Origin of the sequence: Fibrobacter sp., assembly GCF_045112255.1 — a bacterium.
Classification (GTDB): domain Bacteria; phylum Fibrobacterota; class Fibrobacteria; order Fibrobacterales; family Fibrobacteraceae; genus Fibrobacter.
On record NZ_JBGUHR010000045.1, the window covers coordinates 68419 to 81152 of the forward strand.

11 protein-coding genes are annotated in these 12734 nt (G+C 44.1%); 2 read left to right on the top strand and 9 right to left on the bottom strand.

Going from position 1 to position 12734, the window contains the following annotated elements:
* Positions 1-46: 46 nt before the first annotated feature.
* From recQ to ACJMM9_RS06350, 7 genes are read right to left on the bottom strand one after another with little or no spacing between them, the layout of a single operon-like run.
* Entirely contained in the window at positions 47-1909 is a 1863-nt protein-coding gene (gene recQ, locus ACJMM9_RS06320; protein ID WP_405324810.1) for a DNA helicase RecQ, read from the bottom strand.
* Complete coding sequence (locus ACJMM9_RS06325) at positions 1909-3933, bottom strand: DUF262 domain-containing protein (RefSeq protein WP_405324811.1); 2025 nt, start codon at positions 3931-3933, stop codon at positions 1909-1911. Before ACJMM9_RS06325 ends, recQ begins: the two co-directional genes overlap by 1 nt.
* A complete protein-coding gene (locus ACJMM9_RS06330) occupies positions 3926-5287 on the bottom strand; it encodes a DUF262 domain-containing protein (RefSeq protein ID WP_405324812.1) in 1362 nt (453 codons plus the stop codon). Before ACJMM9_RS06330 ends, ACJMM9_RS06325 begins: the two co-directional genes overlap by 8 nt.
* Positions 5288-5305: 18 nt before the next feature.
* Positions 5306-6601: a restriction endonuclease gene (locus ACJMM9_RS06335; RefSeq protein ID WP_405324813.1), complete on the bottom strand. Its 1296-nt coding sequence runs from the start codon at positions 6599-6601 to the stop codon at positions 5306-5308.
* 36 nt (positions 6602-6637) lie between these two features.
* A complete protein-coding gene (locus ACJMM9_RS06340; RefSeq protein WP_405324814.1) occupies positions 6638-7639 on the bottom strand; it encodes a type II toxin-antitoxin system HipA family toxin in 1002 nt (333 codons plus the stop codon).
* Positions 7639-7974: a HipA N-terminal domain-containing protein gene (locus tag ACJMM9_RS06345; protein WP_405324815.1), complete on the bottom strand. Its 336-nt coding sequence runs from the start codon at positions 7972-7974 to the stop codon at positions 7639-7641. Before ACJMM9_RS06345 ends, ACJMM9_RS06340 begins: the two co-directional genes overlap by 1 nt.
* Positions 7967-8173: a helix-turn-helix transcriptional regulator gene (locus tag ACJMM9_RS06350; RefSeq protein ID WP_173388926.1), complete on the bottom strand. Its 207-nt coding sequence runs from the start codon at positions 8171-8173 to the stop codon at positions 7967-7969. Before ACJMM9_RS06350 ends, ACJMM9_RS06345 begins: the two co-directional genes overlap by 8 nt.
* A gap of 173 nt (positions 8174-8346) precedes the next feature.
* On the opposite strand from ACJMM9_RS06350, the gene ACJMM9_RS06355 reads away from it, so the two are divergent.
* Together ACJMM9_RS06355 and ettA are read left to right on the top strand one after the other, a co-directional pair.
* On the top strand, positions 8347-8991 hold the full coding sequence (locus tag ACJMM9_RS06355; RefSeq protein WP_405324816.1) for a CatB-related O-acetyltransferase: 645 nt from the start codon (positions 8347-8349) through the stop codon (positions 8989-8991).
* Between the two features lie 192 nt (positions 8992-9183).
* The gene (gene ettA, locus ACJMM9_RS06360; RefSeq protein WP_405324817.1) at positions 9184-10878 is read left to right on the top strand and encodes an energy-dependent translational throttle protein EttA; all 1695 of its coding nucleotides are present in this window, start codon (positions 9184-9186) and stop codon (positions 10876-10878) included.
* A gap of 54 nt (positions 10879-10932) precedes the next feature.
* On the opposite strand, the gene ACJMM9_RS06365 is transcribed toward ettA, so the two are convergent.
* A complete protein-coding gene (locus tag ACJMM9_RS06365) occupies positions 10933-11361 on the bottom strand; it encodes a flotillin-like FloA family protein (protein WP_405324818.1) in 429 nt (142 codons plus the stop codon).
* A 115-nt stretch (positions 11362-11476) separates the two neighbouring features.
* On the bottom strand, positions 11477-12730 hold the full coding sequence (locus ACJMM9_RS06370; protein ID WP_405324820.1) for a coproporphyrinogen-III oxidase family protein: 1254 nt from the start codon (positions 12728-12730) through the stop codon (positions 11477-11479).
* Positions 12731-12734: the final 4 nt, after the last annotated feature.

Below are 12734 nucleotides of genomic sequence, written 5' to 3' on the forward strand. Positions count from 1 at the left end.
AGTTAAGTTTTATGTATCTCGCAGTTTAGAAAGCTGCGGGATTTTTTTATTGCCTCATGTAATCGCAGATGGCGTCCACGAATTGTTGCCCGAACTTTCGGATTTTCATTTCGCCAAAGCCAAATACATCTTGCAGTTCATTTATGGAAATGGGCGCCTTGTAGGCGAGGTCTTTTAGCGTACGGTCAGAAAGCACAACGTAGGCTGGCCAGTTGTTTTCATCGGCAATTTGCCTGCGGACTTTTCGCAGCGCTTCGAATAGGGAATTGTCTTCGTCGGAGTCTGAAAAGTGCGCGTAGGTCGAATGTGTATTGCCGGCAGAAGTGCGCGAAAATGCTGCGCGACCGAATGATGTGCGGCTGCTTTTTGGCTTTGCGTCTTCTTTGGCTTCTGCTTTTGCCGCGATGGCGAGTTCAGCCGTTTTCCTTCCGAAAAGGACTTCGTTACCGCTCTCGGTAATTTTAAGGTGGTTATTCTCGTTGTAGGCAATTTCGATGTAGCCGAGTTGCAGCATCTGCAAAAGGTAATCGTGCCAATGCTTGAGAATTGTCTTGCTGCCGACACCGAAAGTTTTGAGCTTGTCGTAACCCTTTTGGACGATTTCGTCGTTAAGCGTACCCTTGAGAATGTCGGCGGTCATTGAAAAGCCGATGTGCTCGCCCGTGCGCTTGATGGCCGAGAGCGCTTTTTGCACGAGAATCGTGCCGTTGAAACACTGTGGCGGGTGCTTGCAAATATCGCAGTTCCCGCAGTTGCTGCTATTGTTCTCACCAAAGTAGTTGAGCAAAATGCGACGACGGCAAACTTGCGATTCGGCGTATTCCTGCATACGGTCAAGCTTCTCGGAGTTGATATTTCGCTGGCCGCTTTCGTTTACGAATTTGCGGAGAGTGATGATGTCCTGGAAATTGTAGAACAGTACTGTCTCGGAGGGGAGGCTGTCACGGCCCGCGCGCCCGATCTCTTGGTAAAAACTCTCGATGCTCTTGGGAAGATTGTAATGGATGACATAACGGACATTGCTCTTGTCGATACCCATGCCGAATGCGATTGTCGCGCACACGACATCGACATTGTCGTTGATGAAATCCTCTTGCACGTTGTTGCGTTCTTCGGCGGTGAGCCCCGCATGGTATGCTTTTGCGTAAACGCCTGCATTGATGAGTTCTTCGGCGACTTTCTCGGTGCTCTTGCGCGAAAGGCAATAGATGATTCCCGATTCGTGCTTATGCTTTGAAATGATGGACAAAATGGCTTTCAGCTTTTCGGATGCGGAATAACCGCGCCGCACATCAAGACTAAGATTCGGGCGGTCGAATGAACTCACGAAAAGTCTAAAGTCTTGCAGATTTAGCTGCCGGACAATATCTTCTTTTGTGAGCATGTCTGCCGTTGCCGTCAGCGCCATGACGGTTGCGCTCGGAAACGCTTGGTGCAGTCCGCCGAGCTGCGTGTATTCCGGACGAAAATCGTGACCCCATTGTGAAATGCAATGCGCTTCGTCGATCGCGAACAGCGAAACATTCAAGTGCTGTTGCATCCACGGGATTTCTCGCTGCAAGCGTTCCGGCGAGATGTAGAGAATCTTGGTTTGCCCTGCTCTGCAACGCTGCCGAATAGCCGCGTTTTCGCCTTCTTCGTTGTTGCTGTTCAGCGCATCTGCGCCGATGCCGTTTGCATTTAGTGCGTCCACCTGATCCTTCATCAGTGAAATCAACGGCGAAATAACGACCGTGATGCCCTTGAACATCAAGGCCGGAATTTGGTAGCAAATGGACTTTCCGCCGCCAGTCGGCATCAGCACGAGCGCATCTTTTCGTGATACGACATGCTCGATGATTTCCTGTTGCATGGGGCGGAACGCATCGTAGCCAAAAACAGATTTTAGAATTTCGTGAGCGGTGGGCATTATTTTGAAATAGGACCCTGAATTGTTTTTCCTAGCAATACATTTTCCATTTTTTTATAATGGTCTAGGATTTCGTTCACTCCGTTTTTATCCATTAGCTTTTCGCCATCGTCCCATTCGGTATAAGCCATCATGATTCTTTGCTTGATACTGTCAAGATTTTCGCTTTGCTCATAATGTTCTTTTTTGGCGAGAGGCATATAATTGCTCAATCGTGAATTCTTTGAATTGCTGATTAGGCAAAGATTGCCAAAACTATCAAGATTCTTTTTATTTCTGATTACATAACTAGGACCTTCAATTGGATTTTGCGGATAATAATGTTCCACAGAACTTCTGAATGTGAATTCAAATGAGGCTATTCTTGAATCATTTCTTAATTTTTCGTTGTCACCGATAACGTTAAATGCTGATTTTGTAGTTCTGAAATTTTGCCAAAGCAAATAGTCAAGATAGTTGAAAATAAAGTTTTCTACAGCAGTTCCTGCGTTTAATGCGTCTTTGTTCAATAAGTTGTCATCAACGTTCTGAACATTGCAGGAATTTTTATAAATAATATCAAAGTAATCCAAAGGTGACTTGGACATAAAACGATCTCGTAAGAACGCTTTTGCCATTTTCTCCAAGTATTCTTTGTAGGCTTTTGCTGTAATCGGTTCAGACTGCTCAAAACACCATTTTAAAGCTCCATTTAACCAATGCTTATACACAAGCGTTGGCGTTGAAACATGGAACATTGAAAGCAACATTATGATTTCACGATTTTCTTCGCTTTCAATATCGGGATTTGATGTATCGCTAAATGTTCCGACATATGAATAGGAACGTTTTTTTCCTTCGTAAATACGGACTCGCTTTAAACTCCATCTATCATTCCCACCGACAAATTCACGTTTGATAATGTATTTGTCGTATAGGAATTTCATTTTCAGAAGGTTATAACCGAATTCTTTGACAAACTGTCGATTCGCCTCAGGGTTATCTGATTTTACGTAAGGCTTGAACAAATCGAGCAAACGCTTGTCATCCAGAGGTATGTCAGTTTTTGTTTGAATACGTAAAACATGAAGCAGAAAATTTGAGAAATTGATAACGGTGTTAAAACGGACGTTTGTATCTTCGTTATCTTCTTCTTTTACGCTGATATTGGCGTCATTTTTTGCAATGGCTTCGAGACTTTCTTCGCTTTCACTTTCTTCATTTGAGTTGTGAAGATTCTCGTAAACATGCTCAGGGTTGTTGTCAAGAACATCCCATAGGTTTCCGTCTTTTTCATTGCCTCCGAAAATAGCATTGCGCTCGTTTTTAGAAAAACCATATTGAATATAGCGTTCCATATTGGCCGCTGCTTCCCAAATTTTATTAAAGGCCACACGGTCTTTAACATCGAGGCATTTTAAACATTGAGCCTTCAGAACTTCGTGTTTTTCAAGTTGTTCTCCACGGCTGTTCATGATTTCAAAATAATGGTTCAAGTCAGTATCGCGTGGAACAGGAACTCGTAAAATGTAGACTTGATTTGCTAAGTACTTAACAAAGTCCTTTTCTGTAAGATTCTTTTCTTTTAGAATTTGCGTTAAGGCTTTTTCTGCATCACGATAACCTTGTATGATGTTCATGTTTGGGTTATCGTATGATTGCTTATCTAAATTAGAAAGAAGCTTTAGCGATTCTGTGGATTTGGGGCGGCTTGCAAAAGACAATATATTCCCACGGAACCAATCCAAGTCATTATTTCTATTGTATAAGAGATTTAGAATGATGCTTAATGTAGTTAGTCTTTGCTGACCGTCTATTGTTTCATAAATGGTTTCGTAATCATCCTTACGTTCGTAAACAATTAGTGTCCCGATATAATAATTGCAATTACTTTTATCTTTTGCATAGTCCGCAATGTCTAAAATAAGCTGACGGATTTGAGGCTCTGTCCATGCATAGTCTCGTTGATAAATTGGAATCTCGTAACGGATTTTTTCTTCTTCAAAAAGGGTCTTGATTGACAATGGTGTGAGATTGTTAGCCATTATAATAACCTAATGTTTTAAATTTCGCAATAATTTTTTCTTCTTTAGTTGCTTTAGTATCAGAAAAAGTGCCCAATTCTACATTTAAAATATCTTGTGGCTTATTTGCGTCTCGGATTATTTTAAACATCGCAATCTGTGAATGTCCCAAATTTAATGCGTAGTTGTCCATTGATTCAATGTCGATGCTATGTAGCTTTAATCGTAGTGTATATGCCCAAATAAATAGCTTTTCTACAATGCGATCGATGTTCTTTTGACCGAATTTATCGATATAGTCAATTAGGGCGCAATAGAATAGATTGCGTACATAACGGTCTCCAGTCCTGTTATATCCATCATAATTATGTATAATGTCTAGAATTTCATGTGATCTGTTGCTTTCTATTTCTTCACACATTTGAGCGTAATGGGATACATATTCGAAGAAACGTTTCCCATTGATGATTACCTGGTCAATTTGAAATGGAAAATCGAATGACTCATGCAAAATTTTGGAATGGCAAGATGAATTGAATTCGTCAACGTAATAGTGGGCGATACGATAAAGTTTTGTGTATGGGAAGTCTTCTTCAAGATTTGGGCTGATGCCTTTGAATGTGTCTACATCGTCTTTCGTAAAGTACCGCGCCGATAGGTCGCGACCCCAGTTTTTGATGCGATAAAGGTATTGTGAGAATAAACTGGACAACTCGTTGGGCTCCATATTTTCCCATTTCTTTACCGCGTTTAGACGTTCTTGCTCTGTAGAGGAATTGTTCATTTCACGAAGGTGATACGCTTTCAACAAATCGTGCGGTTCCAAGTCCTTGCCGCGAGCATTTTGAGAATCGAAAAACTGGAATGCTTCTGAAACGTCGTCAATTACAATTTTCACGAATTGGCATTGATTAAAGAAGAATTTTAAGAAATCTGCTTTTTCCAAATCAGATTTTCTACGTTCCATAGCCTTGAAATTCTTCTGGACATTTTGCTTGGTAATAACGTTGGAAAACTTGAGTGTTGATTGAGGCTTGAAACTATTGATGGAATCGCCTCGTAAGAAAACGTGTCTTTGCAGGTCGTTATTTTCTTCGATAAGAGGAAGAATTTTAATCGCAAGAAGAAATAATGTTATTGTTCGTTGCTGCCCATCGACAATATCAAGTTTTCCTTCTTCCTTGTTATTGTGGATGACGAGTGTTCCGATGCGGTAGGCTGATTTGTCAAGGTTGTCGCGAATGTCGTCAATAAGTTGATTGACATTTTTTTCCGTCCATTTGTACGGACGCTGGTATTCAGGAATTCGCAAATTTGGAATGGCTAGTAATTGCTTGACTGAAATAATTTCTGGTTTTAAAATAGTTTCACTCATCGGGCGCCTGTATAAAAATCAGTTTTTCGTGTATTTCCCGTCTTCGGTTCTTTGAATTTTTTCAAGATTCCATAGCCAAAGCAGGCGGAAAGATGCTTGAGCGTTTGTTGTCCAACCGACATTGTAGTTGTCAATGAAATAGTTGGTTAAATCTTTGTCTGAAATAGGTTCGCTAGAGTTTTCTATTAAGGACATGGCTTCTTCAATACCGAAAATTCGGTCCTTCATAATTTCGAAAACTTTTGCTTTAGATGGAGCTTTGAGTAATTCTTCTGCGGAGTTTGTTAATTTGAATGATTTGTTTACTAGCTGAGCTAATCCAAGGTTGGCAAAAATGTTTCTCATGTAGCTCGTTATGGTTTTATCACTGTTTACATTTTCAAAATGGTTTTTAAACCATTTTATTAGAGCTTCTTTTGATAAAGGCTTGTCCTTTAATGCGTTTAGGATGTCTAATAGTGATTCGTAATAGTGGTCTATTCCGCCAGGCAGTGGCCAAATTGCTTTCTTTTTGGCAGATTCTATTTGTGTATCGCCACTTTCGAGATTGTCAAAATAATCTTCATCAATAGAAATTAATTCCGTTGTTTTTGTTTTTATGCCGATATGGTATTTGATTAAAAGATCTAGAAGCATTTCTCCATTAACAAGAGATATGGGTACTTTGTTTTTTGCAGCGGCTTCTTCTTTTGCGGCCTTCGTGAAATCTGCTGTTGTGATGATTAATCCTCGTTGGTCTGTTTCTGCTGCTCCACGTAATTCTCTTACTACGCTATCACTAACATTGTTGGCGTAACGTTTTACTTGAACCGCTGTTTTTACATTTGTAAAACCATAGACCGTTAGAACAGCTTTGACATCGATACCCCCGTCTCCAGAGCGTTTTGTGACTTCGACATTTTCATAGCCGAGTTTTTCAAGTAAATCACCAATAAGGTGTTCAAAAATGAAAGGATCTATATTGAGTAAGCGCTCTTTTAGGGCGTCAATTTGAGCTCTGTTATACTCTTGGATAATTTGCTCTGGGGCTTTTTCTTTATTTGATGATGTGGCCGCGGTGAATATGCCTTTACCTACTTTAACGAAAGGTGATTTGTCTCCATTTTTCTTTATATCTGTATAGATTTGGGCTCCCACTGTTGCTTCAGGTGTTTCACCGGAGGTCTTAATGAGGTTTTGTTCTGTTGCCGCCTTGTAAATTTCAGAGACAGACATTGGGTGTCTTGATTCTTGGAGAATCTTGAGTGCGGCGGATTTGAAGGAAAGTAATGGCATATTTTTCTCTGCTTGATATTTTTTCCAAATATACATCATGTTACTGTCATAAAATTTCAAAAAGCAAAAAATCTTCTACAGCCCTAGCGCTTTAGCTCGATCCTGGATAGATTCTTTGTATTTTGCTTTGCCTTGTTCACTCAAGAATGACTTGTCCAGCATTTCTTCCATTGCGGGCACGGCGTCGATGGCTTGCTTTATAAAGCGTGCGGCTCTTTTTTCGACGACTCCGATTCTCTTGGCGAATTCCATAAAATCTGGAGTGCCATAAAAACCATTTGCCTCGTAAAAGGGAGTCTTGAAATCGTCTTCGTCCTTGAATAAGTCGAGTGCTGTACGCGATTGTTCGTAGGGAATGTGGAGCGATGTGTTCAACAAGTCGTATGCGGGTGTTAAATCGTAGACATCGGGATTTTCGATGGAATTGCGGAGCGAAAAATTCTTTGCGTGTGCATCGCCGTTGCATACGAGATAATTGAATAGGACTGTCCTGAAAAATACTTCAACGGCAACATCGGCTGCGCTTACATTCTCGCGAATTAGTGCGGCGATTCCTTCGTATGAAATCCCTTTGTATTTGTAATCGCTGCCGTTTAATTCGGGGACAAGTCCTGCGATTTGCGCAAAGTCGCTTTGGCTTAAGTGCTCACCTGCATGTACGCCAGTTTCGATGACGTCGAAACGCTTGGTGATGTAGACGGGGTCTCCGTTTTTGAAGTAAAGTAGTGCGGATAACGCCGTCGGAATCTTGAAAAGGACGCGCGCCATCAGCATAGTCACATGTTCGTTGGCGGGAGCGTCTTGGTAGTTTTCGTAGTACGGCAACAATGTTGGCTTGAGAATGTGCGTGCCGCCGCGATCCGTATTGGCAAGTTTCTTGTTTTCAATTTTCACGGAAAACTTTGTCTGCGCTCCAGAAATGGAAATCCTCTTTACTGCTCCATCCTTTGCGAATGCGAGCTGCGGAACATCAAAATCCAAGGTCGCATTAAACCTAGAAACGCCAAATAGCGCCTTTGCACAGGCGCGACAAAAATCTTGTTCCGTTTCTTTTAGGCAACAGTGGCAGATGCCCATTAGTGGCTCCTTTCTCGTACGGTGACGGCGCCGATTGTTTCGTGATTGGCTAGGCTCAGAAGCATTGCGAATTTGTCTGTGCGCTTAATGCCAAGGCGTTCGCAATAAAATGCTTTGTTCGCGCCTTCTGGCAACAATCCTTGAAAATACGGGAATAAGTATGGCTGTCGGAATAGGCGCTTTTTTTTAGGCATGTCCAATGCGATGGACGGATTTTGGGAGGTGACATAATTGGAGTTGTAAAGAAATGTATAGCCCCTGCTGTTTTGCAAGAGATAGCCGGCAAGAGTGTCGTTGTAATAAACGCATGCGCTACGAACTTTGTGGCTATTCATGTGTTACCCTCTCGCTTAAGGTAACCACGAAGCCGAGTGGCTTTACCATCTTGCTTAAAACATTGATGGAGGGGTTTGCTTTCCCGAGTTCGACGGAGTTGATGGTCCTGGGGGAAACTCCGGAAATCTCGGCCAAGTCCTCTTGGGACAGTCCCAATTTTTTCCGCCTTTCCGAAATCTGTTTTCCGAGGTTTTCCATAAGTGACGCTCCGAATTTGTCCATTAATTCAATGATTTTTGAAATGAAAATTTGCGATATATTGCGGTTTTTATATTAAAATATATATTTTTGCTAAAATCGTCAATGAAAATCTGCAAGATATTGCGCTTTTTTATTACCTTTCTCCATATATCCCACCTACGGAGGCCCTTATGCCAAATACACTCCCTGATCCGATGACGGTCCACCCGATTGCGGGTTACGACAAGGAAATTTACGTGAAACCGACGCTCAAGAATCCGCAGATTGTCGTGGGCGATTTCACCTACATTGCCGATAGCGATTTCGAGAGTCATGTGACGCATCTGTATCCGTGGAATGGCGATAAGTTGATTATCGGAAAGTTCTGCCAGATTGCCTCTGGGGTGGAGTTTGTGATGAATGGGGCGAACCATCAGATGAATGCAGTTTCGACGTTTCCGTTCTACACATTGCAGGGGTGGAATATGGCTGCCCCTGCGAAAGATAATTTGCCGCTCAAGGGCGATACGGTAATTGGGAACGATGTGTGGATTGGACAGAACGCGGTGATTTTGCCGGGCGTGCATATTGGCAGTGGTGCAATCATCGGCGCAAATGCTGTTGTCGGTAGCGATGTTGAACCCTATACGGTTGTGGTGGGGAACCCGGCGCAGTTTATACGCAATCGTTTTGACGAAGAATTGACATCGCTGATGCTCGAGTGGAAATGGTGGGACAAGCCAGTTGAGGAAATCAATGCGCTGATTCCGATTCTCACGAACCCGGACTTGGCTTTTGTCAAGGCAAAAATCAAGGAATTCCTTGCGAAACCTTGATGCGCGTGGCAATCGTTGCCGCAAATTGCGGCTTGTTTCTAAAATATTTCTATATTCAAACTGACGAAATAAAGGAAAATTAACCGGATCCTTCACATTCGTTCAGGATGGCTTCGTCCTGAAAAACTTTTAACCTCATAACTCAATGGACCGAAGGTCCGCGCTCATACACTGAAGCGAAGAGAATAAAATATGGCCGAACAAAACAAAGCAGAAAAATTCGTTTTCTACATGTACAAAATGACCAAGTCCTATCCGCCTAACAAAGAGGTGCTGAAGGACATTTCTTTGAGCTTCTACTATGGCGCAAAGATTGGTATTATCGGCCAGAACGGTGCCGGTAAGTCGACGCTCCTCCGCATCATGGCGGGTATCGACAAGGAATTCCAGGGCGAAGCTTGGATTGAACCGGGCCGCACCGCAGGCTACTTGCCGCAGGAACCGCAGCTTGACCCGAACTTGACCGTCAAGGAAAACGTGATGCAGGCTGTCGCTAAAAAGCAGGCCGTGCTTGACCGCTTCAACGAAATTTCCATGAAGTTTGCTGAACCGATGGAAGACGACGAGATGAACAAGCTTCTCGACGAACAGGCAAAGCTTCAGGACATCATCGACGCTCAGGATTTGTGGAGCCTCGACCGCAATATCGAAATTGCAATGGACGCACTCCGTTGCCCGCCGGGTGATTGGCCGGTGACGAACCTTTCCGGTGGTGAAAAGCGCCGCGTGGCTCTTTGCCGCTTGCTCCTCGAAGAACCGGATTTGTTGCTCCTTGACGAACCGACGAACCACTTGGATGCTGAAACGGTAGCCTGGCTTGAACGCCACCTCCGCGAATACAAGGGCTCCGTGATTCTCGTGACGCATGACCGTTACTTCCTTGACAACGTAACGAACTGGATTTTGGAAATCGACCGCGGTCGCGGCATTCCTTGGGAAGGCAATTATGCCCAGTGGCTTGACCAGAAGCTTGAACGCATGAAGAACGAAGAAAAGGGCGAATCTGACCGTCAGAAACGCCTCGCTCGCGAACAGGAATGGGTCAAGCAGAGTCCGAAGGCTCGCCAGGCAAAGAGCAAGGCTCGTCTCAAGGCTTACGAAGAACTCTTGGCCGAAGATTCCAAGGAACAGATCAAGGTGGCTCAGATCCACATTGCAAACGGCAAGCGCTTGGGCGATGTCGTCATTCAGGCGGAACATTTGCAGAAGGCCTTTGGCGAAAAGGTGTTGTTCGACGATTTGAACTTCAGCTTGCCGCGCTCGGGTATCGTGGGCATTATCGGTCCGAACGGTGCTGGTAAGACGACTTTGTTCAAAATGATCATGGGCCAGGAAAAACCGGATGGCGGTACGCTCAAGATTGGCGAAACTGTCGAAATCATCAGCATGGAACAGGGCCGCGAAAGCTTGGACGATTCCAAGACGGTTTGGGAATCCATCACGGGCGGTAACGACGAAATTATGGTGGGCGACCGCAAGATGAATGGACGTGCTTACTGCGGTCTCTTCAACTTCACGGGTGCGGCCCAGCAGAAGAAGCTTTCGCAGCTCTCCGGTGGTGAACGCAACCGCGTGCTTATGGCAAAGAACTTGCAGAAGCCGGGCAACCTCTTGTTCCTTGACGAACCGACGAATGACTTGGACATCGAAACATTGCAGGCTCTCGAACAGGCTATCTTGAAGTTCGCAGGCTGCGCCGTGATTATCTCGCATGACCGCTGGTTCCTCGACCGTATCGCCACGCACATCCTCGCTTACGAAGGCGATTCCAAGGTCGTGTGGTTCGAAGGCAACTGGAGCGAATACGAAGCTGATCGTCGCAAGCGCCTCGGTGAAGATGCCGACAATCCGAAGCCAATCAAGTACAAGACGCTCAAGCGTGACTAAAAAAACGGGACTCGAAAGAGTCCCTTTTTAATTATTTGCTGTTGCGGATGGAAATTATTTTTGGATTAAATGATGCCGTTCAAGGACCTGTCTTTTTGCAATGTTCTTTGCTACCTCAAGCATTTTGTCTCCGGCAAGGTCTAATGCTGCGGCTTCTTTAAAGTCGAGCTTAACGTTTGCCTTGTTTGCATCGATGACTGTCTGAACAGTGTGGAGAACGTTGCCTCCGGCGAGGTAGTGCGCTTCAAGAAGGTCTAATTCGACAGGGTAGCCTTCACTGCGGCTGAGAACGTGAGCATCAATGATTATCTGTATTGGAACTTTGCGTAGCCGCATGCCGACAAGTTTAAAATAACTCACATTTACGTTGGAATGCAATGCCCTGACCCATTGGAAGAGTACTTGCAAAAGACCCATGCTGATGATGGATATGATAATGGCGATTGCGATAAAAACGACTTTGTTGATGATTTGAATTTCCACAAATTTTACCGATATGAAGTAACTTCTTTAATATACTTTTATTTACGGGGAACTTCGTACCCGTGTTTGCGTAACAGTGCTACATATTCCTTGTCTTGCAAGCGAAAACAATTCCCTAAAACTCAATCTTCTCCGGAAACGCTTCTTTTCGCATGATTCCCCACATCTTGTCGATGTAAGAGAGCGTGTAGAATTGTTCGTAGTAATGATAGTAAAAGGCTCCCTTCATGGTCGTGGAATAGACTCCGTTTTCTTTTGTCAGAAACCCGAGTTTTTGCGCTAGCCAGAAATCAAAGCCGTACATTTTCTGGAGCGGGACTCCAAAGAACTGCTCGAATTTCTTTTCGTCCAGCTGCATGCTGTAAAGCGTCCAGAACAGGTAATATACCATCCTCTGCCTTGGCGTGAAGCGGATGGTCAGGGATGTCGGCAGCTTATCGCTGTCAATCCTCTTGCAGTATTCCTCTACGGAAAAGGTATTTATCTTGAATTGCTTTTGAAGGAGTGTCGTGGCGGAACATCCGAATCCGAGGAAACTGTCCCGAGTCATGGAGGAATACTTGGCTTCCTTCTTGTTCGAAAACGTCCAGATGGAACTGCGGTGGTATCCCTTCTCGTTGAAGTAGGCGGTGATTCGGTCCAGCAGCTCCTTTTTCTGCTTTTTCGGCATCGTTTTCACTTTGCTCTTGGTAAAGGAAAAGTCGATGAACGGGTAAATCGCAACATGGTTTGCGCCGCTTTCGAATGCGGTATCCACGTCCGCCTTGATGTCTTCGTAAGTCTGGTCGGGGAGCGCGAAGATGAAGTCCATCGAAACCGTTTCGAATTCCACGGCACTCAGGGCTTCTTTTAATTTGTTTGAGTCAACTTTCTTTCGTCCGAGAATGTTCTGGTATTTCTCTTGGAACGATTGGATGCCTATGCTGAGTTTTGTCACGCCTGCATTTTTCAACTTTTGGAGCGTTTCGACATTCACGTTGTCGGGGTGTAGTTCAACGCCGATGCCTTCGGTGACGATGAAATGTTCCTGGATTGCTTCTATGATTTCGCCGATTCTATCTGCGATTAGGGCGGGTGTGCCGCCGCCAAAATAAAGGCTGGTCGTTTCTTTCTTGTTCTTGTATTGACCGCCGACCTTGTGGATTTCCCTTATCAGCGCGTCTATGTAACGGTCGCACAGTTCCTTGTTATAGATTGTCTTGCAATAGGGGCAGAACGTGCAGATGCTCTTGCAGAAAGGGATATGGACGTAGAGACCGAGATTCTCGCATTCCTCGAAAGGGAGAAAATCGTCGTATTCGTTTTTGAATAAAAAAGGCTTAAAGGATCGGGTCAACCACGCTCTAGTTAAAGTCGTTCTCAAACTCATTCAA

What these genes read in the sequence shown, in the direction of transcription:
- recQ (WP_405324810.1), bottom strand. Translation starts at nt 1,909, where the DNA reads ATGCCCACCGCTCACGAAATTCTAAAATCTGTTTTTGGCTACGATGCG.
- ACJMM9_RS06325 (WP_405324811.1), bottom strand. Translation starts at nt 3,933, where the DNA reads ATGGCTAACAATCTCACACCATTGTCAATCAAGACCCTTTTTGAAGAA.
- ACJMM9_RS06330 (WP_405324812.1), bottom strand. Translation starts at nt 5,287, where the DNA reads ATGAGTGAAACTATTTTAAAACCAGAAATTATTTCAGTCAAGCAATTA.
- ACJMM9_RS06335 (WP_405324813.1), bottom strand. Translation starts at nt 6,601, where the DNA reads ATGATGTATATTTGGAAAAAATATCAAGCAGAGAAAAATATGCCATTA.
- ACJMM9_RS06340 (WP_405324814.1), bottom strand. Translation starts at nt 7,639, where the DNA reads ATGGGCATCTGCCACTGTTGCCTAAAAGAAACGGAACAAGATTTTTGT.
- ACJMM9_RS06345 (WP_405324815.1), bottom strand. Translation starts at nt 7,974, where the DNA reads ATGAATAGCCACAAAGTTCGTAGCGCATGCGTTTATTACAACGACACT.
- ACJMM9_RS06350 (WP_173388926.1), bottom strand. Translation starts at nt 8,173, where the DNA reads ATGGAAAACCTCGGAAAACAGATTTCGGAAAGGCGGAAAAAATTGGGA.
- ACJMM9_RS06355 (WP_405324816.1), top strand. Translation starts at nt 8,347, where the DNA reads ATGCCAAATACACTCCCTGATCCGATGACGGTCCACCCGATTGCGGGT.
- ettA (WP_405324817.1), top strand. Translation starts at nt 9,184, where the DNA reads ATGGCCGAACAAAACAAAGCAGAAAAATTCGTTTTCTACATGTACAAA.
- ACJMM9_RS06370 (WP_405324820.1), bottom strand. Translation starts at nt 12,730, where the DNA reads ATGAGTTTGAGAACGACTTTAACTAGAGCGTGGTTGACCCGATCCTTT.